Source organism: Streptomyces sp. NPDC041068 (genome assembly GCF_040647455.1).
Taxonomy (GTDB): Bacteria; Actinomycetota; Actinomycetes; order Streptomycetales; family Streptomycetaceae; genus Streptomyces.
This window is the reverse complement of the sequence record NZ_JBEZCG010000024.1, coordinates 82564-107678: the sequence shown is the minus strand read 5'-3', so window position 1 is coordinate 107678 and position 25115 is coordinate 82564. Positions and strand designations below refer to the sequence as shown.

General features: G+C 71.2%; 24 protein-coding genes and 1 riboswitch. Of the genes, 14 read left to right on the top strand and 10 right to left on the bottom strand.

From position 1 onward, the window contains the following. Positions 1–47: 47 nt before the first annotated feature. On the bottom strand, positions 48–992 hold the full coding sequence (locus AB0B50_RS39535; RefSeq protein WP_362341159.1) for a glucosyl-3-phosphoglycerate synthase: 945 nt from the start codon (positions 990–992) through the stop codon (positions 48–50). A gap of 156 nt (positions 993–1148) precedes the next feature. Beyond that, positions 1149–1297, top strand: a riboswitch (SAM riboswitch). 17 nt (positions 1298–1314) lie between these two features. Between AB0B50_RS39535 and thrC the strand changes: the two genes are divergently transcribed. From thrC to groL, 4 genes are all read left to right on the top strand, one after another. Then, a complete protein-coding gene (gene thrC / locus AB0B50_RS39530; RefSeq protein WP_362341156.1) occupies positions 1315–2610 on the top strand; it encodes a threonine synthase in 1296 nt (431 codons plus the stop codon). Positions 2611–2723: 113 nt separating this feature from the next. Continuing rightward, positions 2724–2999: a ubiquitin-like small modifier protein 1 gene (locus tag AB0B50_RS39525; protein WP_128432056.1), complete on the top strand. Its 276-nt coding sequence runs from the start codon at positions 2724–2726 to the stop codon at positions 2997–2999. 419 nt (positions 3000–3418) lie between these two features. Beyond that, positions 3419–3622 carry a cold-shock protein gene (locus tag AB0B50_RS39520; protein WP_005315736.1) on the top strand — a complete coding sequence of 68 codons (204 nt, stop codon included), beginning with the start codon at positions 3419–3421 and terminating at the stop codon, positions 3620–3622. A gap of 379 nt (positions 3623–4001) precedes the next feature. Next, positions 4002–5627, top strand: coding sequence for a chaperonin GroEL (groL, locus tag AB0B50_RS39515; RefSeq protein ID WP_362341151.1), 1626 nt, complete (start codon positions 4002–4004; stop codon positions 5625–5627). 56 nt (positions 5628–5683) lie between these two features. Here the strand turns inward: groL and AB0B50_RS39510 are convergent, their stop codons facing one another. Further along, positions 5684–7798, bottom strand: a complete 2115-nt coding sequence (locus tag AB0B50_RS39510; RefSeq protein WP_362341148.1) for a hypothetical protein — start codon at positions 7796–7798, stop codon at positions 5684–5686. Positions 7799–8128: 330 nt separating this feature from the next. Between AB0B50_RS39510 and AB0B50_RS39505 the strand changes: the two genes are divergently transcribed. After that, the gene (locus AB0B50_RS39505) at positions 8129–9220 is read left to right on the top strand and encodes a PP2C family protein-serine/threonine phosphatase (RefSeq protein ID WP_362341145.1); all 1092 of its coding nucleotides are present in this window, start codon (positions 8129–8131) and stop codon (positions 9218–9220) included. On the opposite strand, the gene AB0B50_RS39500 is transcribed toward AB0B50_RS39505, so the two are convergent. The 4 genes from AB0B50_RS39500 to AB0B50_RS39485 form a co-directional block, all read right to left on the bottom strand. Further along, on the bottom strand, positions 9198–10475 hold the full coding sequence (locus AB0B50_RS39500) for a hypothetical protein (protein ID WP_362341142.1): 1278 nt from the start codon (positions 10473–10475) through the stop codon (positions 9198–9200). The two genes, AB0B50_RS39505 and AB0B50_RS39500, sit on opposite strands and share 23 nt — an antisense overlap. A gap of 423 nt (positions 10476–10898) precedes the next feature. Next, entirely contained in the window at positions 10899–12422 is a 1524-nt protein-coding gene (locus AB0B50_RS39495; RefSeq protein WP_362341140.1) for a PTS transporter subunit EIIC, read from the bottom strand. 44 nt (positions 12423–12466) lie between these two features. Next, positions 12467–13435 (bottom strand): N-acetylmuramic acid 6-phosphate etherase, encoded by a 969-nt coding sequence (murQ, locus tag AB0B50_RS39490; RefSeq protein ID WP_362341137.1) that lies wholly within the window; start codon positions 13433–13435, stop codon positions 12467–12469. Between the two features lie 35 nt (positions 13436–13470). Further along, positions 13471–14388 carry a MurR/RpiR family transcriptional regulator gene (locus AB0B50_RS39485; protein ID WP_362341134.1) on the bottom strand — a complete coding sequence of 306 codons (918 nt, stop codon included), beginning with the start codon at positions 14386–14388 and terminating at the stop codon, positions 13471–13473. Positions 14389–14510: 122 nt separating this feature from the next. Here AB0B50_RS39485 and AB0B50_RS39480 point away from each other — a divergent pair, with 122 nt between their 5' ends. Together AB0B50_RS39480 and AB0B50_RS39475 are read left to right on the top strand one after the other, a co-directional pair. Further along, a complete protein-coding gene (locus AB0B50_RS39480) occupies positions 14511–14867 on the top strand; it encodes a hypothetical protein (protein WP_362341131.1) in 357 nt (118 codons plus the stop codon). Beyond that, the gene (locus AB0B50_RS39475; protein WP_362341128.1) at positions 14864–15130 is read left to right on the top strand and encodes a DUF4031 domain-containing protein; all 267 of its coding nucleotides are present in this window, start codon (positions 14864–14866) and stop codon (positions 15128–15130) included. Before AB0B50_RS39480 ends, AB0B50_RS39475 begins: the two co-directional genes overlap by 4 nt. An 8-nt stretch (positions 15131–15138) precedes the next feature. On the opposite strand, the gene AB0B50_RS39470 is transcribed toward AB0B50_RS39475, so the two are convergent. The 3 genes from AB0B50_RS39470 to AB0B50_RS39460 form a co-directional block, all read right to left on the bottom strand. Further along, positions 15139–16362 (bottom strand): Cmx/CmrA family chloramphenicol efflux MFS transporter, encoded by a 1224-nt coding sequence (locus tag AB0B50_RS39470; RefSeq protein WP_362341248.1) that lies wholly within the window; start codon positions 16360–16362, stop codon positions 15139–15141. A gap of 198 nt (positions 16363–16560) precedes the next feature. Then, entirely contained in the window at positions 16561–17637 is a 1077-nt protein-coding gene (locus AB0B50_RS39465) for a GNAT family N-acetyltransferase (RefSeq protein WP_362341125.1), read from the bottom strand. A 53-nt stretch (positions 17638–17690) separates the two neighbouring features. Then, positions 17691–18329 (bottom strand): hypothetical protein, encoded by a 639-nt coding sequence (locus AB0B50_RS39460; protein WP_362341123.1) that lies wholly within the window; start codon positions 18327–18329, stop codon positions 17691–17693. A 102-nt stretch (positions 18330–18431) separates the two neighbouring features. Between AB0B50_RS39460 and AB0B50_RS39455 the strand changes: the two genes are divergently transcribed. The 3 genes from AB0B50_RS39455 to AB0B50_RS39445 all read left to right on the top strand — a co-directional run bounded on the left by AB0B50_RS39455 (position 18432) and on the right by AB0B50_RS39445 (position 19884). Further along, complete coding sequence (locus AB0B50_RS39455) at positions 18432–19118, top strand: maleylpyruvate isomerase family mycothiol-dependent enzyme (RefSeq protein WP_362341120.1); 687 nt, start codon at positions 18432–18434, stop codon at positions 19116–19118. 149 nt (positions 19119–19267) lie between these two features. Further along, a complete protein-coding gene (locus tag AB0B50_RS39450; RefSeq protein WP_362341117.1) occupies positions 19268–19510 on the top strand; it encodes a type II toxin-antitoxin system prevent-host-death family antitoxin in 243 nt (80 codons plus the stop codon). After that, a complete protein-coding gene (locus AB0B50_RS39445; RefSeq protein ID WP_362341115.1) occupies positions 19510–19884 on the top strand; it encodes a type II toxin-antitoxin system VapC family toxin in 375 nt (124 codons plus the stop codon). Before AB0B50_RS39450 ends, AB0B50_RS39445 begins: the two co-directional genes overlap by 1 nt. 12 nt (positions 19885–19896) lie before the next feature. Here the strand turns inward: AB0B50_RS39445 and AB0B50_RS39440 are convergent, their stop codons facing one another. Further along, on the bottom strand, positions 19897–20835 hold the full coding sequence (locus AB0B50_RS39440) for a hypothetical protein (protein WP_362341113.1): 939 nt from the start codon (positions 20833–20835) through the stop codon (positions 19897–19899). Positions 20836–21063: 228 nt separating this feature from the next. Here AB0B50_RS39440 and AB0B50_RS39435 point away from each other — a divergent pair, with 228 nt between their 5' ends. From AB0B50_RS39435 to AB0B50_RS39420, 4 genes are all read left to right on the top strand, one after another. Beyond that, positions 21064–21282, top strand: a complete 219-nt coding sequence (locus AB0B50_RS39435; protein ID WP_362341110.1) for a heavy-metal-associated domain-containing protein — start codon at positions 21064–21066, stop codon at positions 21280–21282. Between the two features lie 45 nt (positions 21283–21327). Further along, the gene (locus AB0B50_RS39430; RefSeq protein WP_362341108.1) at positions 21328–23616 is read left to right on the top strand and encodes a heavy metal translocating P-type ATPase; all 2289 of its coding nucleotides are present in this window, start codon (positions 21328–21330) and stop codon (positions 23614–23616) included. Positions 23617–23769: 153 nt separating this feature from the next. Beyond that, positions 23770–24459 carry a copper homeostasis protein CutC gene (locus tag AB0B50_RS39425; RefSeq protein ID WP_362341106.1) on the top strand — a complete coding sequence of 230 codons (690 nt, stop codon included), beginning with the start codon at positions 23770–23772 and terminating at the stop codon, positions 24457–24459. 122 nt (positions 24460–24581) lie between these two features. Beyond that, complete coding sequence (locus tag AB0B50_RS39420; protein WP_362341245.1) at positions 24582–25112, top strand: DUF2165 domain-containing protein; 531 nt, start codon at positions 24582–24584, stop codon at positions 25110–25112. Positions 25113–25115: the final 3 nt, after the last annotated feature.

Genomic DNA, 25115 nt, shown 5'->3' with positions numbered 1-25115 from the left:
GACCCACATAAATGGGCAATGTAGGCAAAGCGCATGATCATGGGCGGTTACGCCACGCGACGGTGTGCATACTCGGAGATATCGGTCATGGGGGGCCGTTCCTCCGTGTCGATCGCATACGTTCTCGGCTCGAACCCGCGCTCACCCCGCTCGAACTGGGTGAGCTCGGGGCGTACGAGATGTCCGCGCGCCAGGCGCAGCTGCGCCGTCCGGTAGATCGCCGCCGCCATCCGCCCGAGCGCCTGCCCGTCCTGGTGCCGGTGCTTGCGCACGCCCACGTCCACCTGCGCGAGGGCGTCCAGGCCGACCGTGTGCAGCGCGTCGACGAGCAGGCCCAGCTCCACGCCGTACCCCACGGGGAACGGCAGCCGCTCCAGGAGCGACCTGCGGGCCGCGTACTCGCCGCCCAACGGCTGGACGAAGCCCGCCAGTTGGGGCCAGTGCATGTTCAGGAGCGGGCGCGCCATCAGCTCGGTCACGCGGCCGCCCTGGCCTGCCGCCCCGCCGAGCGGCCGGTCGTACATCGCCTTCACGAAGTCCACGTCCGGGTCGGTGAGCAGCGGGCCCACGATCCCCGAGACGAAGTCCGCGGAGAACTCCTTCAGGTCCGCGTCGACGAACGCCACGACGTCACCGCTCGTGACGAGCAGCGAGCGCCACAGAACTTCACCCTTGCCGGGGACGGGCGCGATGCGCGGCAGGACCTCGTCCCGGTGGACGACCTTGGCGCCCGCGGCCGCCGCGACCTCCGCCGTGCGGTCCCGCGAGCCGGAGTCGATCACCACGAGCTCGTCGACCAGCGAGGTCTTCTCCATCAGCTCACGGCGGATCTCGGCCACGATCTCGCCGACCGTCTCCTCCTCGTCCAGCGCGGGCAGCACGACGCTCACCGAGGTGCCCGACGCGCGCTTGGCGGCGACGAGGCGCTCCAGTGGACGGTCGGTGACGGACCAGGAACGCCTGCTCAGCCAGCGCTCGACCTCTTCCAGCACGGTCAGGGTCCTCCCGTATGTGATCCATCTCGCGGTTCGGACGACTATCTCAAGGGTCCAGGGCTTCGGTTACAGTCTTGAACAACGCCGGTGACCATCGCATGTTGGGGTCGCCGCCGCGTTCCAGGTCAACAACTGAAACCCACAATCGAATACCGCTCATCCAGAGGGGCAGAGGGATACGGCCCGTTGAAGCCCCGGCAACCCTCCAGCCGGTCTCGTCGCGTTTCTGCGCCGCGAGGCTCCCGGCTAGGGAAGGTGCCAAATCCGTCTCGCGGCGAGATGCGTCGCGAGGAAGATGAGGAGAAAGGGCCTCGCCTCCATGGCTGTGCAGACTGTCGCCACCGAAAGCACCACCACCCCCGTAGACCTCGGTCCCGCCTCGGGCCTCTCCTGCCGGGAGTGCGGCACCAAGTTCCCGCTCGGACCGGTCTTCGCCTGTGCCGAGTGTTTCGGCCCCCTCGAAGTCGCGTACGACCTGCCCCTCGGCGACCCGGAGGCCCTGCGCAAGCGGATCGAGGCGGGCCCCGCCAACATCTGGCGCTACGCCCCGCTGCTCCCCGTCCCCGCCGACGTGGCCGACAAGCCGAACCTCAACCCCGGCTGGACCAAGCTCGTCAAGGCCGACAACCTCGCCCGTGAACTCGGCGTCGAGCAGGGCAAGTTGTTCGTCAAGGACGACTCCGGCAACCCCACGCACTCCTTCAAGGACCGCGTCGTGGCGCAGGCCCTGGAGGCCGCGCGCGCCTTCGGCTTCACCACCCTGTCCTGCTCCTCCACCGGCAACCTCGCCGGTGCCGTGGGCGCCGCCGCCGCCCGCGCGGGCTTCCGGTCCTGCGTGTTCATCCCGCACGACCTGGAGCAGGGCAAGGTCGTCATGGCCGCGGTCTACGGCGGCGAGCTCGTCGGCATCGAGGGCAACTACGACGACGTGAACCGCTTCTGCTCCGAGCTCATCGGCGACCCGCTGGGCGAGGGCTGGGGCTTCGTCAACGTGAACCTCCGGCCGTACTACGGCGAGGGCTCCAAGACCCTCGCGTACGAGATCTGCGAGCAGCTGGGGTGGGTCCTCCCCGACCAGCTGGTCATCCCGATCGCCTCGGGCTCGCAGCTCACGAAGATCGACAAGGGGCTGAAGGAGCTCATCGCGCTCGGCCTCGTCGAGGACAAGCCGTACAAGATCTTCGGTGCGCAGGCCGAGGGCTGCTCGCCGGTGTCCGCGGCGTTCAAGGCGGGCCACGACGTCGTGCGCCCCCAGAAGCCGAACACCATCGCCAAGTCGCTGGCGATCGGCAACCCGGCCGACGGTCCGTACGTCCTGGACATCGCCCGTCGCACCGGCGGCGCGGTGGAGGACGTGAACGACGAGCAGGTCGTCGATGCCATCAAGCTCCTTGCGCGGACCGAGGGGATCTTCGCGGAGACTGCCGGCGGTGTGACGGTGGGCGTCACGAAGAAGCTGGTCGAGGCCGGTCTCATCGACCCGTCCCGCACCACGGTCGTGCTGAACACGGGGGACGGTCTCAAGACCCTCGACGCCGTTGCCGAGACGTCGCAGGCCACCGCCACGATCAAGCCGAGCCTTGAGGCGTTCCGCTCCGCGGGGCTCGCCGGCTAGTCGCCGTAGGGCCTGACCCCTTCTCCCGACTGCGGGACCGTCGTGGCTGGTCGCGCAGTTCCCCGCGCCCCTTTCAGGGGCACACTCCCGCCCCGTACTTTGAGGTGAACCCCATGAGCGTCAACGTCCGCATCCCCACCATCCTTCGCACCTACACCGGCGGTCAGGCCGAGGTCGCCGCCGAGGGGGCCACCCTCGGTGAGGTCATCGCCGATCTGGAGAAGAACCACACCGGCATCGCGGCCCGCGTCCTGGACGACCAGGGCAAGCTGCGCCGCTTCGTGAACGTGTACGTGAACGACGACGACGTCCGCTTCGAGCAGGGTCTGGAGACCGCGACGCCGGACGGCGCGGGCGTCTCGATCATTCCCGCCGTCGCCGGCGGCTGATCTTTTCGCAAGTACCCTGCGTTATCTGAATTGCCCCCTCCGCGAGAGAAACGGAGGGGGCAATTCTGCATGGTTGAGCGCGGTACAGTTGGGAAGCGTGCTTCGCCGTTAGTGCCGAGCGCATATATGAAGTCGGCCTGGAGTCGACAAGAAGTAGCCAAACAGTGCTGCCCATTTGAGCCTTACGTGGCATTTGCCGGGCCCGACTTGCCCTGAATTCTGGCAGAATCTCCGCATTTTCCCGATCGGTCGTGCCCAGAATTCTCGTCCGATTGACCTGTTGCAGACGGCAGTTGGACAGATACATTCAGCGGCGGTCGACGCGTTCCGGCGCACACCCCCAACCAATGGGGGGTGAGGTCTGACCCGGGTCCGCGAAGTGCGGTCCTGTGCAAGGGCCAGTAATAGGGGAGTTAGGCATGGCTCAGGGCACCGTCAAGTGGTTCAACGCGGAGAAGGGGTACGGCTTCATCGCGGTCGACGGTGGTGCGGATGTTTTCGTCCACTACAGCGCGATCCAGATGGACGGCTACCGCACCCTGGAAGAAGGTCAGCGAGTCGAGTTCGAGATCTCGCAGGGCCAGAAGGGTCCGCAGGCGGACATGGTCAAGCTCGCCGTCTAGCTCGGCGCGATCGGCCACCGACGCAAGCACAGCGAGGGGCCCGTATCCCATCAGGGGTACGGGCCCCTCGTGTGTGCCGGGGCGCCCGCGTGGGCAGTCCTGTGGCTGTCCGAGATCCGTAAGAGGCGCTTGCGCCCACCCGTCGCCCGACCGCCACCCCTCAAGGAGCCTGCTTCGCAGGCGCATCTTGCACTCACAGGGGTCGAGTGCTAATCATTGGGCTTAGCACTCTACGAGTGAGAGTGACAGAACTTGGATCGGGTCGGTGAGGTCCGCAGACCGGGTGGGGCAAGGAACCACAAGGGATGCAGGCCGTCCGTCGCGGGCGCCAGCACGATCCGTTTTTGCGTTTCCACCCCGTCCGGGAGGACCACTTCACATGGCCAAGATCATCGCGTTCGACGAGGAGGCACGGCGCGGCCTCGAGCGCGGCATGAACCAGCTCGCCGACGCCGTCAAGGTGACCCTGGGCCCCAAGGGTCGCAACGTCGTCCTCGAGAAGAAGTGGGGCGCCCCCACGATCACCAACGATGGTGTCTCCATCGCCAAGGAGATCGAGCTCGAGGACCCGTACGAGAAGATCGGCGCCGAGCTGGTCAAGGAGGTCGCGAAGAAGACGGACGACGTCGCCGGTGACGGCACGACGACCGCGACCGTCCTGGCCCAGGCCCTGGTGCGCGAGGGTCTGCGCAACGTGGCCGCCGGTGCCAACCCGATGGCCCTGAAGCGCGGCATCGAGAAGGCCGTCGAGGCCGTCTCGGGCGCCCTGCTCGAGCAGGCGAAGGATGTCGAGACCAAGGAGCAGATCGCTTCGACGGCCTCCATCTCCGCCGCCGACACCCAGATCGGCGAGCTCATCGCCGAGGCCATGGACAAGGTCGGCAAGGAAGGCGTCATCACCGTCGAGGAGTCCCAGACCTTCGGTCTGGAGCTGGAGCTCACCGAGGGCATGCGCTTCGACAAGGGCTACATCTCGGCGTACTTCGCCACCGACATGGAGCGTATGGAGGCGTCGCTCGACGACCCGTACATCCTGATCGTCAACTCCAAGATCTCCAACGTGAAGGACCTCCTTCCGCTGCTGGAGAAGGTCATGCAGTCGGGCAAGCCGCTGCTGATCATCGCGGAGGACGTCGAGGGCGAGGCGCTGTCCACGCTCGTCGTCAACAAGATCCGTGGCACCTTCAAGTCCGTCGCCGTCAAGGCCCCGGGCTTCGGTGACCGCCGCAAGGCCATGCTCGGCGACATCGCCATCCTCACCGGTGGCACCGTCATCTCCGAGGAGGTCGGCCTCAAGCTGGAGAACGCCGGTCTCGACCTGCTCGGCCGCGCCCGCAAGGTCGTCATCACCAAGGACGAGACGACCATCGTCGACGGCGCCGGTGACAGCGACCAGGTCCAGGGCCGCGTGAACCAGATCCGCGCCGAGATCGAGAACTCGGACAGCGACTACGACCGCGAGAAGCTGCAGGAGCGCCTGGCGAAGCTCGCCGGCGGTGTTGCGGTCATCAAGGCCGGTGCCGCGACCGAGGTCGAGCTCAAGGAGCGCAAGCACCGCATCGAGGACGCCGTTCGCAACGCGAAGGCGGCCGTCGAGGAGGGCATCGTCGCCGGTGGTGGCGTGGCCCTGCTGCAGGCCTCCCAGGTGTTCGAGAAGCTGGAGCTCGAGGGCGACGAGGCCACCGGTGCCGCCGCTGTGAAGCTGGCCCTGGAGGCCCCGCTGAAGCAGATCGCCGTCAACGCCGGCCTGGAGGGTGGTGTCGTCGTCGAGAAGGTGCGCAACCTGACCGTCGGCCACGGCCTGAACGCCGCCTCCGGTGAGTACGTCGACATGATCGCCGAGGGCATCCTCGACCCGGCGAAGGTGACGCGCTCTGCCCTGCAGAACGCCGCCTCCATCGCCGCGCTGTTCCTCACCACCGAGGCCGTCATCGCCGACAAGCCGGAGAAGGCCGCCGCCGGCGCCGCTCCGGGCGGCATGCCGGGCGGTGACATGGACTTCTGATCCCTCGCGGATCGGCGGTTCATCGCTTCACGCGAACCGAGGGCGGCACCCCTGCTTCAGGTAGGGGTGCCGCCCTCGGGCGTTGCGCGGGGCCCTTCTTCCAGGGCGTAGGTGATGCCGTCGTCGGAGCTGCTCTCCAGGCCCTTTCGGTAGGCGGCTTCGTACGCCGCGCCACCGATGGCGTCGTGGATCCGGCGCTCGCAGGCCCGCCGGGCCGCGACGAGTTCCGGAGCGCCGAACTGCGCGCGGCCGGTGAAGCGCCAGAGGGTGTCGGCGACGCCGAGCAGCAGCGCGGCCTGCTCCGGGTCGTGCTCGGCCACGGCCGGCGCCATCGCGTCAAGGATCATCGCCGCCCCGAGGGCGTCGTGCAGCAGCCACTTGATGGCCAGGGCCTTACGGGCGTGGCGGACGGCCGTTGCCGGATCCCTGTTGCCCAGCGCGGCAAGGGACAGGCAGTAGAGGGCATAACCACGCGACCACAGCTCGCCGCGCTGCTCGCACTGCTCGCGCAGGGCGTCGGCGGCCACGGCGGCTCGGGCGAACTCGCCCTTGTGGAAGTGGCTGAACGCGACGCCGCCCATCGCGAGGAACCTGACGGCGTAGGCGGCGCGGTCCGGGGGGCCCAGTGCCTCGGCGAAGGGAGCCAGCGCCTGTTCCACCTGGCCGGAGAGCGCCAGTCGCGCCCCCGTGCCGCAGCGCGCCGCGGCGATCGTCGCCGGGTCGCCGATCCGCTCCGCCATCGGCGTGCTGACGGCTTCGAACGCCGCTGCGGCATCGAAGTCGCCCTGCATGGAGGCCAGGAGGTTGCCGGCCCACAGCGCGCAGAACCACTCCGGGCCGGGCCCGGTGTCCGGTTTCCTGGCGAGGGCCTGGTCCAGGTAGTGGCGGCCCTCGCGCTGGAAGCCGCAGCAGCACCAGAAGAACCACAGGTTGCCCGCCATCTCCAGCGCGAGGCGCGGGTCCGGATCGGTGAGACACGCGTCGAGCGCCGTACGCAGATTGCCGTGCTCCGCCGTGGTGCGCCGGTACCAGTCCAGTTGCCGGGGCCCCGACCACTCCTGGTAGCCCAGGCGGGCCAGCCAGCGGTAGTAGTCCCGGTGCCGCTCCGAAAGGCGCTGTTCCTCGCCGAGTTCGCGCAGCCACTCCTCGCCGTACTCACGGACGGTGTCGAGCATCGAGTACCGCGGGCCGCGCGGGGTCGTCGTCGATCGCAGGAGAGACTTGTCCACCAGCGTGGACAGCAGCCCCCCGATCCGGTCGCTGCCCAGTGGTCCTCCGGCGCACACCAGCTCGGCCGCCTCCTGCTCGAAGCCGCCGGCGAAGACGGAGAGGCGGGCCCAGGCCAACCGCTCTTCCGGGGTGCAGAGTTGGTGGCTCCAGCCGATGGTGGTGCGCAGGGCCTGGTGCCGGGGCTCGCCCTTGTCGTGCCAGGTGTGCGGGGCGGTGAGCGTCTCGAAGCGGGCGTGCAGGCGCTGTTGGAGCAGGCCCAGGTCCATCTCCTGCAGCCGGGCGGTGGCCAGCTCGATGGCGAGGGGGATGCCGTCGAGGCGGGCGCAGATCTCCGCCACCGCTTCGCCGTCCTCCTCCGCGAGGACCGCGCTGGGCGCGGCTTCGTCGGCGCGGTCCATGAACAGCTGCACCGCATCAGGCAGCCGTGTGCCCTGGCAGTCGACAGGCAGCGGGGGCACGGGCACGACGTCCTCGCCCGCGAGGCCCAGCGGGCGGCGGCTGGTCGCAAGGACGCGTACTCCCGGGGCGGCGGCCAGCAGTGTTCGTACGAAGTCGGCGCAGTCGGCGGCCAGATGTTCGCAGCAGTCCAGGATCAGCAGCAGTTCCTTGTCGGCCAGCCAGTCGGCCACCACCTCGATCGCGGGCCGGTTGGTCTGGTCGGCGAGGCGCAGGGCCTCGTACAGGACGAGTGCCATCAGGGCCGGCTCGCTCAGCTGGGAGAGGCCGACCAGCCACACCCCGTCGGGGAAGCCGCCCCGCAGTTCGGCCCCGGCGCGCTGGGCGAGGCGCGTCTTTCCCACTCCGCCCACGCCGGTCAGCGTCACGAGGCGGGCATCGGCCACCGCCGCCGCGACGGCCCGCAGTTCGGCCCCGCGCCCGACGAAGCTCGTTGTCTCGGTCGGCAGGTTTCCCGCCCGTCGGGCCTGCCCGGATTCCTGCATGGTGGGGTTCCCTCTCCGGTCTCTCTGGGGCCGCTCCGGCCGTTGTCGGGGCCACTCCGATGTCGGGGCCACTCCGACCGTTGTCCCCACCGTCCGAGTCTGCTCGTCGGCACGGACCCGGGTCCGTGGATGCCACGAGGTGTCCATTTCCTTGGGGCGGGACGATCGACTCGTCGCGTCTGAGCGCCAGGACCGGTCATCCACCGCCTACTCCGATCACTCCCCTGGGCAGGGGCACGGTGGGTCATAGTGTCCGTCTGTCGTCACGGAGCGTAAGCAGCGGGACGGGTTCGTGCCCTGTCCGTCGACAGGTGGTGGCGGGAGGCAGTCGTGAGGAAATGGCGCGGGCAGAGACGCCCGCTGGTGCTCGCCCTGGGGGTGAGCTTCCTCCTCGCGCAGCTCGGCACGTGCCTCGGCGGGCGGTCGCCGGGGGTCGCCGTGCTGCTGATCGGGCCGCTCCTTGCCTGCGTGTGGTCGAGTGCGCGGCGTACCGCCGCGGTGGTCGGCTGGACGTTGCTGCTCGCGCTGGGGGCCGGTGTCGCGCGGCGGCTGGTCGGCACGCCGGGTTTCGGTCTGGAGTTCGTGGTGCTGACGGTCGGCGGGGTGCTTGCCGTCCGCAATGCCGCCCGGCATGACGAGCGGAAGGCGGCGCTGGCCAGGATCACGGAGGTGGCGCGGGCGTCGCAGAGCGCGCTGCTGCGGCCGTTGGCGGTCGAGGTCGGCGGGATCGAGGTGTGCACCCGGCACCACAGCCCGGTGCGGAGGGCCTCGGTCTGCGGGGACCTGTACGACGTCGCGCTCACCCCGTACGGGCCACGGCTGTTCGTCGGGGGCGTCCGCGGGCACGGCCTCGCGACGCTGCGGACCACCGCGGTGGCCGTGCGGGCCTTCCGGGACCTGGCCTATCTCACGCCCCGCCTCGCCGACCTGGCCGCGTCCCTGGACGCCCGGCTCGCCGCGGACCTGGGCCCTGAGGACTGCGTCACCGCCGTCCTCGCCGAGTTCGCGCCGGGCGAGGTCCGCCTGGTCAACTGCGCCCACCCGCCTCCCATTCGGGTGGGCAAGAAGGCCGGACTCCTCGAACCTCCGGAGCCCGCACTGCCGTTGGGCCTGCGTACGGCCCCGCTGCCGCACCGGGTCTTCCTGCAGCCGGGGGAGCGTCTCCTGTTCTACTCCGACGGCCTGAGCGAGGCCCGCGGCGCCGACGGCGCGGACTTCCCCCTTCTCCCGCGCGTGGCCGAGGCGCTGGCCGAGCCCGCTGACTGCGACGCGCTCGACGCCCTGTACGCCATGGTGATCGCGCACACCGGCCGCCCGCTCACGGACGACGTCGTCCTCGTCCTGTGCCGGGCGACCGATGCGACCGCGGCCCCGCTCACCGCCCGTCCCCAGGAAGGGGTCAGCCCGGCAGCCGGTCCATGATCCAGGTGCAGAGTTCCTCGGTGACCAGGGTGTGGCCCTCGTTCTGCGAGGCGCAGAGGAACTCGTCCAGCTCGCTCTCCTCCTCCGCCGATGCCGTGACCGGCCCGTACAGCTTCTCGTCGGTGTCGATGTCGCGCAGGGCGATCGCGCTGACCGTCGGCACGAAGCAGTGTTCGCGGATGTCGGCCTCGGAGCCGAGGCCGATGAAGGCGGGGATCTTGTCGAGCTCGTCGGCGAGGATGCCGAAGCCCTCCAGGGTGCCGCCGGGGGCGCCGTCGACCTCCGGCAGGCCCGTGGTGCGGATCCGCGGCCTGCGCAGGGTCACCACCCGCAGCTGCGCGACGAGTTGGTCCTCGCCCGAGGCCTGGGTGTTCAGATGGGTGCCGGTGATGGCCAGCCCCTTGCCGTGGAAGGCCCGCTCGCCGGGGCGGATGCCGTTGCCCTCGCCGCCGCGCACGCCGTTGGCCACGCCGATCTTCTTCGGCCGCGACGGCCAACGCCCCACCCGCTCCAGCTCGGCGAGGAAGGTGCCGCGCTCCTTGTCCGTCTCGGGGGTGTCGCCCCACTCGGAGATGTGCTGCCACAGGAGCTGGCGGGCGGCCGGGCTGTTCATCTGGTTCGAGAAGGCCGCGTTGAGCCGCCGGATGTAGTGCGCGAACGACTGCAGCGCGATCGGCACCCAGGCGCCGCGGTGCGGGCTGTCGTAGGAGAAGTACAGGGCGGTCTGGTGGTCGTTCTCCTCGCCGCCGTCGTGCTCCATCTTGGCCAGCGCGTACCGCGTGACCAGTCCGCCCATGCTGAACCCGCCGACGGTCAGGGGGTGGTCGCCCGTGCGCCGCGCGATCGCCTCCCGGATCGCGGCCCTCGCGGCCACGGCGTTGTCCAGGATGGAGGCGCTGCGCTCGTCGTAGCCGACGAGGATGACGTCGTAGCCGCGGGCGCGCAGCTCGCTGAGGAACGGGTACGGGCCGCGCTCCAGGATCTCCCAGGAGAAGTCGAGGTCGCTCGGCCCGGAGCTGAAGCCGTCGCCGAGGATCACCGGGCGGGTCAGGCCCTTGCCGGCGTCGGCGAGGTACACCCAGGCGGTGCCGCCCGGCAGCGTCCACTCGTCGTCCGGCGTGGGTGCGGCGGCCGGGGCCTCCCTGGCTTCCCTGGGGCCGGGGGCCAGGGTGATGCGGGCGGCGGACCCGAGGGCCTCGGCGATCTGCCGCTCGTCGGGCCGGCTGCCCGCGGTGGGCTCGTTGGGCTCGGTCATGAAGGGTCCCCTCCGGTTGTGCCGCTTCGATGACGTGCGTGCCGATGACGTTCATGTGCCGATGGCGTTCGGGGTCATCTTCGATACGTCGGGGGGCCGCCGGTAGGTGGTCACGGCGATCCGCGGCGAGGCCGGGGCGCTTTAGGACAGCGCCGTGTTGACCGCTTTTGCGCGTGTCGTACGTGAAGGAGGGCGGCCCCTGCCGTGGCTGTGGCGGACGGGCGTGCGGATCTCGGCCGAGCCGGTGCCGAACTCGGTCAGCGTCCGCGTGCCGGAGCGGGGGAAGTATGTCGCGAAGGCGATACCGCGAAGGCGATACCGCGAAGGCGATACGGCGACGGCGATACCGCGAAGGGCGGCACCCGGCACCCGTGCCGGGTGCCGCCCTCTGTGCGCTTCCGAGGGAGGCGGTTTCCGAGACCTTCAGGCCCGCGCCGGTTCCTCGACCGGTTCCTCGACCGGGGCCGGGACCGGGCCCGCGGCCGTGTCCGGGGAGGCCGCCACCACCGGGGACGCCTCGGGCTGCTCCGCGTTCAGCTCCACCAGCATCTGCTTGCTGAAGCCGAAGAAGTACGTCGCGAAGAAGCCGACCAGGTAGCCCACGAGGAGGCCGCCCGCGTAGATCGCGACGGTGAGACCGAGGCCCTTGTTGCCGTCGAGCAGGGGGAACAGGGCCCAGCCCGAGGGGCCGATCGCCGTGGAGCCGACCTTGTCGCCGATCATCGAGAAGAACCCGACGAACGCGCCGCCCGCCGCGCCGCCCACGCACGCCGTGATGAAGGGGCGGCCCAGGGGGAGCGAGACGCCGTAGATCAGGGGTTCGCCGACGCCCAGGAAGCCCGCCGGGAGCGCGGACTTGATCGTCGTACGGATCGACTTGTTGTGCTTGAGGCGCTTGAAGACCGCGATCGCGCAGCCGACCTGGCCCGCGCCCGCCATCGCCAGGATGGGGAGGAGGACCGTGTAGCCCTGCTGCTCGATGAGGGTGGTGTGGATGGGGATCAGGGCCTGGTGCAGGCCCAGCATCACCAGGGGGAGGAAGAGGCCGCCCAGGACCAGGCCCGCGAAGGCGCCGGTGTTGTCCAGGAGCCAGTTGGCCGCCGTGCCGATACCCGTGGAGATCTCGCCCGCCAGGAACATCAGGCCGAAGATCGTCACCAGGCCGGAGATCAGGACCGTGAGGGTGGGAGTGACGAGGACGTCCACCGCCTCCGGCACCCACTTCCTGCACCACTTCTCGATGCAGGTCGCCAGGACCGCGGCTCCGAGTGCGCCCAGCACACCGCCCTGGCCCGGGGAGAGCTTCTGCCCGAACGCCTCGATGTTCGCCACGCCCGCGTACACGATGATGGCCGCCACCGCGCCGCCCAGGATCGGTGTGCCGCCGAACTCCTTCGCCGTGTTGAAGCCGACGAACACCGCGATCAGCGCCATGAATCCGGAGGCGATGGCGGCGAGGGCCGGGGTGATGGCCGGCAGCCACTCCAGGTTGACCAGCAGGCCGTTGATGCCCGCGATGATGCCGCAGCCGATCAGGGCCGGGATCAGCGGCACGAAGATGTTCGCGATGCGGCGCAGGAAGAGCTTGAAGGGCGTCGCGTTCTTCGCCTTCCTCGCTTCCTTGATCGCGGCGCCCTGTGCCGCCAACTCCTCGGCGGTGAGCGTGTGTTCGGCGGGGGCCTCGGCGCGGCCCTCCGTCACCATGGCCTCGAACTCCGGGGTGACCCGGGCGACCGTGCCCGGACCGAGCACGATCTGGTACATGTCGTCCTCGACCACGCCCATCACGGCGGGCAGGGCCTTCAGCGCGTCGTCGTCGACGAGCGAGCGGTCGGCCAGACCCAGGCGGAGCCGGGTCATGCAGTGGGCTACGGACGTGACGTTCTGGGCGCCGCCGACGAGGGGGAGGATCGCGGCGGCGGTGGCGCGGTTCTTGTCAGGTGCCATGGTGCGGTGCCTTGCTGTGCGGTGCCCGGTGGGGCGGGGTTGGTTCAGGTGGTGCGGGCCGCGTCGAGGGCCGTGCGGAGGTGGCCGGACGAGGCGGCGAGGAGGTCCGCGGCGGTGGCGGCGTCGACTCCGCCGAGGATGGTCAGGACGGCGTTCTTCACCTCCCCGTCGGTGGCTGCGAGGGCGGTCTCGATCTCCTCGTCGGCGGCGCCGGTGGCGAGGGCGACGATCCTGCGGGAGCGGGCCCGCAGCTTCTCGTTCGACGCGCGGACGTCCACCATCAGGTTTCCGTACGTCTTGCCGAGGCGGATCATCGTGATCGTCGAGAGCATGTTGAGGACGAGCTTCTGGGCCGTGCCCGCCTTCAGGCGCGTGGATCCGGTGAGGAGTTCGGGCCCGACGACGACCTCGATGCCGTGCTCGGCGGCGGCCGCCAGCGCGCTGTCCGCGTTGCAGGAGAGGCCGATGGTCAGGGCGCCGTACCGGCCCTTCGCGTGCTCGACGGCGCCGATCGCGTACGGGGTGCGGCCGGAGGCCGAGATGCCGACGACCACGTCGTCCGCGGTCAGGTCCAGGGCGTCCAGGTCCTCGGCCGCGAGCTCCTTGCTGTCCTCCGCGCCCTCGACGGCGGTGACCATGGCGCTCGGGCCGCCCGCGATGAGGCCGACGACCTCGGTGGGGTCGGTGTTGAAGGTCGGCGGGCACTCGGAGGCGTCGAGCACGCCGAGGCGGCCCGCCGTGCCCGCGCCCGCGTAGATCAACCGGCCGCCGCGGGCCATGCGTTCGGCGGTGCCGTCGATGGCGGCGGCGATCGAGGGGAGCTGCTCGGCGACGGCGGCGGGCACGGAGGCGTCCTCGCCGTTCATGATCTTCGCGATCTCCAGGGTGGGCAGCCGGTCGATCTCGGAGAGCTCGGGCCGGAACGCCTCGGTGGTGAGGGTGGCCAGCTGGGCGCGGAGTTCCCCGTAATTGTCACCGTGCTGGGAGGGGGTGGCGTCGGTGGTGGAGGTCATGGCGTCTGCGGCTCTTTCGTGTCTCTTGTGGGCGGCTAGCGGGTGCGGGGGTTGTGGCGGTGGGCGAGCGCCTCGTAGGAGGCGGCGAGGGCGGGCGCCGCCGTTTCGTACGTCCGCTGGGCGACGCCCACGAACAGACAGTCCACGACGAGCAGTTGGCTGGTGCGGGACGACATCGCGGCCGGCCTCAGCTCGCTCTCGCGCGCCGTGGAGGTGGTCAGTATGTGATCGGCGTACTGCGAGACGGCGCCGTCCGGGCGGCCGGTGATCGCGATCGTGGTCGCGCCGTGCTCGAAGGCGACGCGGAGGGGTTCGATCACGTCGCCCGTGGAGCCGGAGTGCGTGATCGCGACGGCCACGTCCTTGGCGCGCAGCGTCACGGCGTTGGTGACGGCCAGGTGCGGGTCGGAGTGCGCGTGCGCGATGTGGCCGATGCGGAGCAGCTTCTGGGCGAGGTCCTGGGCGACCAGGCCGGAGGCGGCGACGCCGTAGATCTCCACGCGCCGCGCGGTGGCGAGCGCGGCGACGGCGGCGCCGAGCTGGACCGTGTCGAGCCCGGCGGCGGTGTCGGCGAGGGTCTGCTGCTCGTCGTACGCGAGCTTGGCGACGACGTCCGCGATGGGGTCGTCGACGGCGATGTCCGCGGTCACGGCGGGCGCGCGGCCCGACTGCTGCTGGGCGGCGAGCCCGGCGAGCGCGAGCCGCAGGTCGCGGTAGCCCGGGTAGCCGAGGAGACGGGCGGTGCGGACGACCGTCGCCTCGCTGGTGCCGGTGAGCTCGGCGAGGCCGGTGACCGTGAGGGCCGCGCATCCCGCGGGGTCGCCCGCGACGGCCTCGGCGACCCGCTGCATGGAGCGGGTCATCGACGGCGCCAGGGTGCGCACCTTGGCCGCGAGGGCGGCGGGGGCGGGGGGCGTGGCGCCCGCGAAAATTTCCTTCACGTCATTGGTCACTCTTGAAAGATATTTTCAGCACGCTGGCCGGGTCAATACCTCTTTGGTCCCGAGGGGTCCCGAGGGCTCCCGAGGTTCGGTGGGACCTTCGGGCACGTTGCGTACGGGGTGACAATTGCCGCATGGACACGATCGACCCCCTGGAGCAGGCGTTGCACGCCGCTCGCGCACTTGTCCTCGCCGACCTCGTCGCCCGTGAGGTCGCCGAGGCCGAGGTCGTCTCGCTCGTCGAGGAGTCGGTGGCGCACCGGCGCTGGTGGGTCGAGCAGTGGCCCGAAGGCATCGAGTACGTCGCCGGGCTCGTCGCCCAGGACGTCCAGGACGCCCTCCTGGAGCGGTACGGACGGTGGCCGCTGTGCCCCGTGTGCGGCTCGGGGGACCCCCACGCGCTGGACGTGGAGCCGGAGTTGGGGCCCGATCCGCACTGGGTGTGCGGGAAGGCGGGCGTGGTGGTGGCGCCGGTGGGCGGGCTCACATGACCGTCTACATAGACCCGCCGACCTGGCCGGGCCACGGGCGGCTGTGGTCGCACCTGGTCAGCGACGTCTCGTACGAGGAACTGCACGCCTTCGCGGCGGGCATCGGCTGCCCGCCGCGCGCCTTCGAACGCGATCACTACGACGTGCCCTCGCACCGCTACGAGGACGCGGTGCGGGCCGGGGCCGTGCAGATCGGCTCGAAGGAACTGGTGCGCAGGCTCACGGCGGCGGGGTTGCGCAGGCCCAAGGGGCGGCCCGCGTAGCGGTGCCCTTACCGGGCGATGCTCTGCGCGGTGGCGTTCTCCGCTTCCGGCACGGGAGTGGCGGACGACGTCACCACGCGGCTCGGAGCCCTGCGGTGCAGGCGGAGCGAGACCGCCACCGCCACGATCGCCGCCGCCGTCATCGCCGCGCCCGCCCACGCCGTGGCCGCGTAGCCGAAGTCGAGGTCGATCACCGTGCCGCCGAGCCAGGGGCCGCCGGTGTTGCCGAGGTTGAACGCGGCGGTGGTGGTCGCGCCCGCCAGGGTGGGGGCCGCGCCCGCGACGTTGAACATGCGGGCGTTGAGCGCCGGGGCCGTGTAGAACGCCGAGACGCCCAGGAGGAACGACAGGGTGATCGCGGCCGCCGGGGTCGCGGCGAACAGGGCCAGGGAGACCAGGAAGACCGTGGAGGCGGCGATGCCGCTCAGGAGCACGCCGAAGAGGTGCGCGTCCGCGACCCTGCCGCCGATCGTCGTGCCGACCAGGGCGCCGATGCCGAAGAGGCCGAGGACCGTGGGGACCCAGCCCTCGGAGAGGCCGGACACGTGCGTGAGGAGCGGGGAGAGGTACGAGAACGCGCAGAAGACGCCGCCCGCGGCGAGCGCGGTGATCGCGACGGAGAGCCGGACCTGGCGGTCGCCGTAGATCGAGAGTTCCTTCTTGAACTGCGGCTTCTCCTCGGGGAGCGGGATGCGGGGGATGAGGGTGAGGACGCCGACGAGCGCGACGGCGGATGCGGCGCCGACCGCCCAGAAGGCCGAGCGCCAGCCGAAGTGCTCGCCGAGGAAGGCGCCCGCGGGGACGCCGAGCACGTTCGCGATGGAGAGACCGCCGATTATCACGGCCATGGCGCGGGCGCGCTGGTTGACCGGCACCATCGCGATGGCGACGGCGGCGCCGACCGCCCAGAATCCCGCGCAGGCGAGGGCGCTGATCACGCGGGACGCGAAGAGGACCTCGTACGTCGGGGCGAGGGCGCCTGCGACCTGGCCCAGGCCGAAGACGGTGATGAGCGTGACGAGGGTGGTGCGGCGAGGCAGGCGGAGCGTCGCGACCGCGAGCAGAGGGGCGCCGATGACCATGCCGATGGCGAAGGCGGAGATGAGGAGCCCCGCGCGGGGGATGGAGACGTTCATGTCGTCGGCGATGGGCGGAAGCAGCCCGGAGAGCATGAACTCACTGGTGCCGAGGGCGAAGACGGCGAGGCCGAGCATGTAGACGGCAACGGGCATACGGGCGGCTGCGCCGGGCTTGGGGGAGGGGTTCGGCATAACAGGTGTGAACGCTGGGGCGGGTGGTGGCATTCCTGGTTGTTCGTCGCGGTGTCCGCCGCTGGGGGACGGGCGGGTGGGTGGGAGACGGACGCCGCGGAGCGGCGGTTCAGGAGATGCCCCCGGGCAACCGGTGAACCAGGCCCCGCCCCGAAGACGCTAGGCCCGGCGCAAGCCGTACGCCCTGTTCGTGTCCCGGTCCGGAAGCCGGACGTAGCCCGCGCGGGTCACCACCGCCTGGGACGCCGCGTTCGTCGGCTCTATCACTGCCAGCAGGGACGTCACTTCGGAGCGGGTCAGGGCCCACTGCGACAGGGCCCGCAGCGCCTGCGTCGCGTAGCCGTTGCCCCTGGCCCGCACCGCCAGGTCGTAGCCGACCTCGGCGACGCCGTTCTCGTCCGGCGGGCCGTGGAAGCCCATGCCGCCGACCGCCGTCTCGTCGGCGGTGCGCACGAGCACGTACATGCCCCACTCGGGCCGGTACACCCCGGACGTGTACGCCTTGGTCACCATCTCCGCGGCCGTCCGCGTCCCCTCGAAGGGCCCGCCTTCGATCCAGGCCAGACCGCCCGTCCCACCCGCGGCGAGATCCGCCGCGGCCGCCGGGGTCACCTCGCGCAGAGCGACCGGGCCAGCCGGAAGCGACGCGGGGTTGCGCCAGCGCCAGCGGGAGAGGGGCGCGCGGCCGGGGAGGGTTCCTCTGCCGGTGGCCCACAGCAGCGTCGTCCATGGTGTGCCGCCGTTGGGGAACGGCGGGACGTGCGGGAACAGGTGGCCGAGGACCGTCTCGCACAGCGCCGCGGGCGGCTCCGCGTCGACGCCGAGGGCCCGGGCGATGTCGTGGGTGTGGAGCAGGAGCTCCGCCACCCCCATCGCCGCGAACCCCGTCGCGTCCGCGCTCCCGGAGGGATAGGGGTGGTAGCCGCGGACCCCGCGGGGCGTCGTGCGGACCACCGCCGTCAGCATCGCGCCGGTCGCCTCGATCACGCGGATCGCGCCCTCGGGGTCCGTGCCCTCGTCGAGCGCCGTCTCGAGGGGGACCCAGCCGTCGGCGGCACGGCCCGTCAACTGGCCCGCGTACGCGACGAGGCAGCCCGCGACGTGCTCCGCCGTCTCCAGGCAGTTCCAGTCGAGCCCGCCCGCCTTCGCGCTCCAGTCGCGGTCCTTCACCGCGCGCAGCACCTCCGCCGCGTGCGCCACGGCCTCGTCGATCCGGTCCCCACCCATGAGAAGCATGCGGAGAGAGTACGGGAGCGGGGGCTGCCGGGCCCCTTGTTTTGTGCGGTGCCTCAGGCCTCCAGCAGGGCCAGTTCCGTCGCCAGGTTCTCCCGGGCCGGCGCCTCCCACTCCGACGCCCCGTGCTCCGTCCTGAACAGGCGTGGGAGCGCGAGGAGTTGGCGCAGCACCTCCGCCCTCCCCGCACGGAACGCCTCGTCCGGCACGAATCCGTACTCCTCGCGGACCGCGGCCGCATAGGCGGCGTACGCGTCCGGCGGCGACGCCAGGATCGCCAGGTCGGCGTCGCACAGCGCCTCGCCGTTGCGGTCCCCGTCCGCGGGGTCGTGCGTGACGGTGAGGCGGACCAGGCGGGCCACCTCGGCGATGTCTTCCTCGCTCAACCCGGCCTCCGCGAGGGCCCGTTCCGCGAGGCGTGCCGAGCGTTCCTCGTTCTCGGAGCGGTCGGGCGCGTACACCGCGTCGTGGAACCACGCAGCCAGGCGGACCAGTTCGGGGTCCTCGGCGTGCTCTTCCAGTACGTCGATGTGGTCCAGGACCGCCGCCAGGTGTGCGGTGGTGTGGTACCGGCGCTGCGGCTCGGCCCAGCGGGCGAGGAGGCGGTCCGCGTAGGGCGCGGGGTCGGGGGTGCCGCGGCTCGCGCGGAGCAGGGCGGTGGCCCAGCGGGCGTGGAGGTCCTTTTCGTCGGCCATGCCGAGACTCTAATCGCTCAGTACCCCCCGGGGGTATGTGAGTGTCCCGGATGTTCCGCCTGTCCGTTGCCATGTGCGGGTCCCGGACGGTTGGCTGCGTCCATGACCGTGACGACCACTGACGAGACCTACGAACCCGACCGTGCCGGACGCCTTCTCCTGGCCGAACGCGACGCCCTCGTACCGCTGTTGAGGGCCGCGCCCGACGAGGCGTACGCGATCCGCACCTGCTGCCCCGGCTGGACCGTGCGGCATCTGCTGGCGCACTGCGGCTCCGCGCTGATGCGGGTGGTGGAGAGCCGCTTCGAGGAGGGCGTGTACTCGCCCGAGAGCAACGAGCGCGACATCGCCGAGCGCGCCGACTGGCCCAACTCCCGCATCGTGGACGAGTTGGAGCGCGGCATGACGGAGGCCGGGCCCGCCATGGCCGCCGCCAAGGGGCGCCTCGACGGCGTCGCGCTGGGGGAGTGGGTGCATTCGGGCGACGTACGCGAGGCGTGGGGCGAGCCGGGGGCGTACGGAGGCGATCGGCTCGCGGACGCGCTGCCGCTGCTCGCCGCGTACAGCAGGTCGGAGTTCAGCACGGCGACACCCGGCCTCGCGGTGCACGCGGACGTGGACGGGTGGGACGAGCCGCTGATCCTCGGCGCCACCGACGGGCGCAGGCCCCCGGCCCGCTACATCGGCGACGCACCGACCCTGATCCGGCTCTGCGCGGGGCGGCCGCTCACGGGGACGCGGTACGAGCTCGCGGGCGCGACGGAAAGGGAGTTGGCGCTCTTCGGCTGAGGTGCCTCGGACGGCGGTGGCGGAGGGCGCGCCGACGGCCCCGGAGCCGAGTGGCCCGGGGCCGATGCGCGGCGGTGGCGCGCGGAGTGTGCTGGACCACGTGCTTAGTCCAGCACGTGGTCCATCCGACGCGAGCCCGTGAGGCAGCCGTGGAAGCAGCCCATCAGTACAACGTTCACGAGGCCAAGACGCACTTCTCGCGCATCCTGGAGCAGGTCGCCACCGGGGAGGAGGCCGTCATCAGCAAGGCCGGGGAGCCGGTCGCCAAAGTCGTGCCGCTGCGCCCCGAGGTGAGGCGGACGGGGCGAGGCTCTCTCAAGGGGCGGATTCACATCCCGGACGACTTCGACGAACTGCCCGACGACATCGCCGACGCCTTCGGGATGCGCTGATGCGACTGCTGCTCGACACGCACGTGGTCCTCTGGTGGCTGGACGACTCGGCCGAACTCTCCGCAGGGATCAAGGACTTGCTGGACACCGAGCCCGCTGTCCACGTCAGCGCCGTCACGCCCTGGGAGATCGCCGTCAAACAGTCCCTCGGGAAGCCGGCGGGCCCGGAGGACCTCGCGGAACGGGTGCGGGACAGCCAGTTCACCCCGTTGCCGATCACCGCGGGCCACGGCGTGCGCGCGGGCAGGCTGCCCGCGCATCACCGCGACCCTTTCGACCGGATACTGATCGCTCAGGCCCAGATCGAGGGCATGACCATCCTCAGTCGTGACAAGTGGATTCCTCGTTACGACGTCCAGGTCATGCCCGTCTGAGCCGGTCCCCGGTCAGTGCTGGTGCCCGCCGCCCTCGTCTGTCCCGGCGTCGCTCTTGTCGGCCCCGGCCCCGCCCACGTGCACGGTGAACGCCGCCGTGCGGACCTTGCCCTCGTGCTTGAAGTCGAGGAACAGGCGGTACGCGCCCTTGCTCGGCGCCGTCGTCATGAACGAGATGCCGGGGCCCGCCTTCGTCTTCCCGTCGCCCGGCTCGCCGTTCGGGTGCACGTGGAGGTAGGCGAGGTCGCCCGACCGCAGGGCCACCAGGTGGCCGTACGCCCCCAGGTAGGGCTGGAGGTCGGTCACCGGCTTGCCGTTCTTCGCCACGTCCAGGGTGAGGTCGCCGCCCGCGCCGGTCCTGAGCTGGCCCTTGAGCGTGACGTCGTAGCCGTCGACCTTCGCGGTGGTGTTGTGCGCGGGCAGTTCCTTCGGCTCGAACTTCCCCGCCACCGAGAGGTCGGCGCCGAGGGTCAGGCCCTCCTTCGCGCCCTCGGGGCGGAAGTCGGCGAAGACGCGGTACCCGCCGGCCTCGGGCAGCTCGACCTTCGTCGACCAGGTGCCGTCCGCCGCGCGGGCCGGGTGCAGATGGCGGTAGGTCGTCAGGTCGCGTGAGGCGACGATGAGGTGGAGCTCCTTGTCGTGCTCCTTCGCGTACGCGGTCACGTTCTTCCCCGAGGAGTCCTTGACGACGGCGAAGCGCAGCTTCTCCTGCCGGTCCGCGTCGATGCGGTCCGTCTTGAGGTCCAGCGTGTAGCCGCGCTCGGAGATGTTCAGGCCGCCGGGCGCGGTCTCCGTCGGTTTGCCCTCTTTCCGCTCGCCGTCGTGTTCCCCGTGCTGAGCCGCAGGCGCCTTGTCCGTGACGGGGTCGATGGCCTGGCCCACGCCGTACGCGGTACCGAAGGTCGCGGCGACGGCGGCGGCGAATGCGGTGATCTTCAGTCCGGTGTTCATGACGGCTCCCTCGGTGATCCCCGCCCGGTGGTTCCGGCCGGTCGGACTCGATGCACACGAAGATACCCCCTGGGGGTATGAAGTCAAGCCCTGTCCGCCTCTTGCGCCGGGTACCCCCCAGGGGTATACATAGATCTCGTGAGCGGTACCCACCCCGGGTATCGCCCCGAGTGTCGACCCCGGGTATCGCCCGGGGTATCGACACCCCTTCTCGTACAGGAGCACCCCATGGCTGCGATCACCACCACGTACAAGGTCGACGGCGTGCACAGCGCGCACTGCCAGGGCGTCGTCACCGACGTCGTCGGCGGCCTCGACTTCGTCTCCTCCGTGCGGGTGCGCATCCCGGAGGGCCTGGTCACCGTCACCAGCGCCGCCGAGCCGGACGACGCGCGGATCGCCGAGACCGTCGAGGACGCCGGATACGACTACGTCGGCCGCGTCTAACCCCCTCTTTCTTCTTCCGCCCCACGTCACGAGGAGTCCGCAGACATGTCCACCACCACATCCGGCGCCCCCGAAGCGGCGCCCACCGCAGAGGTCGAACTCGCCATCGGTGGCATGACCTGCGCCTCGTGCGCGGCCCGCATCGAGAAGAAGCTCAACCGCATGGACGGCGTCGAGGCGACCGTCAACTACGCCACCGAGAAGGCCAAGGTCAGCTACCGCGGCCAGGACGTCTCCGTGCGGGACCTGATCTCCACGGTCGAGGCCACCGGATACACCGCGCAGGAGCCCGCCCCCGTCCGCGCCGAGTCCGACGCGGACGGCGACGCCGACGAGAAGGCCGCCGACGACGAACTGCGGCCGCTGCGCCAGCGGTTGACCGCCGCGGTCCTGCTCTCGGTGCCCGTCATCGCGATGGCGATGGTGCCCGCCCTGCAGTTCGAGTACTGGCAGTGGCTTTCGCTCACCCTCGCGGCGCCCGTCGTGACATACGCGGCCTGGCCCTTCCACAAGGCGGCGTTCACCAACGCCCGGCACGGCGCGGCCACCATGGACACGCTGATCTCGGTCGGCACGTCGGCGGCGTTCCTCTGGTCGCTGTGGGCGCTGTTCTTCGGCACGGCGGGCACCCCGGGCATGACGCACCCCTTCGAGCTGACCATCGAGCGCAGCGACGGCGCGGGGAACATCTACCTGGAGGCCGCGGCCGGCGTCACCGCCTTCATCCTCGCCGGGCGCTACTTCGAGGCCCGGTCGAAGCGGAAGGCCGGGGCCGCCCTCAAGGCGCTGCTCCAGCTCGGCGCCAAGGACGTCACCGTGCTGCGCGACGGCGGGCGCGAAGAGACCATCCCTGTGGGCGACTTGGAGACCGGCGCCCGCTTCCTGGTCCGGCCCGGCGAGAAGATCGCCACGGACGGCAAGGTCGTCGAGGGCACCTCCGCCGTGGACGCCTCCATGCTCACCGGCGAGTCCGTGCCCGTCGAGGTCGCCACCGGCGACGCGGTCACCGGAGCCACCCTCAACGTCGGCGGACGCCTCGTCGTCGAGGCCACCCGTGTCGGCGCCGACACCCAGCTCGCCCGCATGGCCAAGCTCGTCGAGGACGCGCAGAACGGCAAGGCCGCAGCCCAGCGCCTGGCCGACAAGATCTCCGCGGTGTTCGTACCGGTCGTCATCGGCCTCGCGCTCGCCACCCTCGGCTTCTGGCTCGGCAACGGGGCCGGTCTCACCGCCGCCTTCACCGCGGCCGTCGCCGTACTGATCATCGCCTGCCCCTGCGCCCTGGGCCTCGCCACCCCGACCGCCCTCATGGTCGGCACCGGGCGCGGCGCCCAGCTCGGCATCCTGATCAAGGGCCCCGAGGTCCTGGAGTCCACCCGCAAGGTCGACACCATCGTCCTGGACAAGACCGGCACCGTCACCACCGGCAGGATGACCCTGCTCGCCACCCACACTGCGGACAACGCCACCGAGGACGAGGTCCTGCGCCTGGCCGGCGCCCTGGAGCACTCCTCCGAGCACCCCATCGCCCAGGCCGTCGCCGCCGGTGCCACCGCCCGCGTCGGCGGGCTGCCCGCCCCCGAGGGCTTCGCCAACATCGCCGGGCTCGGCGTGCAGGGCGTCGTCGAGGGCCGCGCGGTCCTGGTGGGCCGCACCCAGCTGCTCGCCGAGTGGGCGATCCATCTGCCCGTGGAGCTGGAGCGCGCCAAGGCCGAGGCCGAGGCTGCGGGGCGCACGGCCATCGCGGTCGCCTGGGACGGCGAGGCCCGCGCGGTCCTGGAGGTCGCCGACGCGGTGAAGGAGACCAGCCCCGAGGCGATCCGGCGGCTGCGCGCCCTCGGCCTGACCCCGATCCTGCTGACCGGCGACAACAAGGCCGTGGCCGAGTCGGTGGCCGCGGAGGTCGGCATCGCTCCCGAGCACGTCATCGCCGAGGTCATGCCGCAGGACAAGGTCGACGTGGTGAAGCGGCTGCAGGGCGAGGGCCGCAGCGTGGCCATGGTCGGCGACGGCGTGAACGACGCGGCGGCCCTCGCCCAGGCCGACCTGGGCCTCGCGATGGGCACGGGCACGGATGCCGCCATCGAGGCCGGTGACCTGACCCTGGTCCGCGGCGACCTGCGGGCCGCGGCGGACGCGATCCGCCTCTCGCGTCGCACGCTCGGCACGATCAAGTCGAACCTGTTCTGGGCCTTCGCCTACAACGTCGGAGCCCTCCCGCTGGCCGCCTCCGGCCTGCTCAACCCAATGATCGCGGGCGCGGCCATGGCCTTCTCCTCGGTCTTCGTGGTCGGCAACAGCCTCCGCCTGAGGGGGTTCAAGCCACTGTCCTGATCCGTCCCCGCGGCCACATCCGCCACCCCGGTGCGAGCGACTCGGCTCGCGCCGGGGTGTTCTGCGCGTAGGCTGGTAATTGGACTAGACCTATGCCAGGTTTCCGGCGGTAGTCGGCAGCCCAGCCGACGCGACCAGAAGGAAGAGACATCCATGAGCAAGCGTGCAGTCCTGGAGGTGATCGCCCTCGACGCCGAGGACGCCGTCGCCGCCCAGGCCGGAGGCGCGGACCGCCTCGAGCTGGTGACCGACATGGCCGCGGACGGCCTCACCCCGTCCCGTGAGACCTTCGCCGCGATCCGCTCCTCCGTCGACATCTCGCTGCGCGTGATGCTGCGGCTGGCCGACGGCTTCGCCGCGGGCGACGTCGACGAGCTCGTACGCCGTGCGCGCGAGCTCAGGGCCGAGGGTGCCGACGAGTTCGTGCTCGGCTTCCTCGACGAGGCGGGCGGCCCCGACGTCGCCGCCGTGGAGACCGTGGTGGACGCCCTCGACGGCTGCCGGTGGACCTTCCACCGGGCGATCGACCGCGCCGCCGACCGCGACGCCCTGCGCAAGCAGCTCGCGGACCTGCCGGGCCTGGACACCTACCTCACCGCGGGCTCCGCGGCCGGCGTCGACGACGGCCTGCCCACGCTCCTCGCCGAGGCGGCACGCCGCGGCGAGCAGGGGTACGAACCGCGGCTCCTGATCGGCGGCGGCCTGCGCCTGGACCACCTGCCGCGCCTGAAGGCGGCCGGCGTCGACGCGTTCCACATCGGCGGCGCGGCACGGCCCGACGGCTGGTCGGCACCGGTCTCCGCGGCGGCCGTCGCCCAGTGGAGGACCGCGGTCGACGATTGATCGTTTCCCCGCGGGGCGCGATAGAACTGGATCGACACGGAGGGGACCTCATGCCGAGACCAGCAGATCACACGCGCCCCGCGGAGCGGGCACTCGCGGCCGGGACACTGCCCGTAGCCGCGATGCTGCTCACCGGGACGCTCGCGCTCTACATAGCGCTCGTCGCGTTCGGGAACATCACCGACTTCGACAACAACCAGCAGTTCGTACGCCATGTCCTGGCCATGGACACCACGTTCAAGGACGACGACCTGATGTGGCGCGCGGTGGGGTCCACCGCGCTCCAGGACGCCGCGTACGTGGGGATCATCGCCTGGGAGACGCTGGCCGCGCTCGTCCTCGGCACGGCGACGGTCCTGTGGGCCAGGGGACTGCGCCGCCCGGAGGGCCTGCGTCGTGCCCAACGCGCGGGAACCATCGGCCTGTTGATGCTCATCCTGCTGTTCGGAGTGGGCTTCATCGGGATCGGCGGCGAGTGGTTCGCCATGTGGCAGTCGGAGAACTGGAACGGCCTGGACGCGGCCACGCGCATCGTGACGGTCACGGGCATCGCGCTGATCGTGACGCACCTGCCGTCCGCCGTCTCCGCGGCGGACGGCTCCAGTAAGGCGTCCGAGAAGGCGTCCGAGAAGGCCTCCGAGAAGGCCGACTGACCG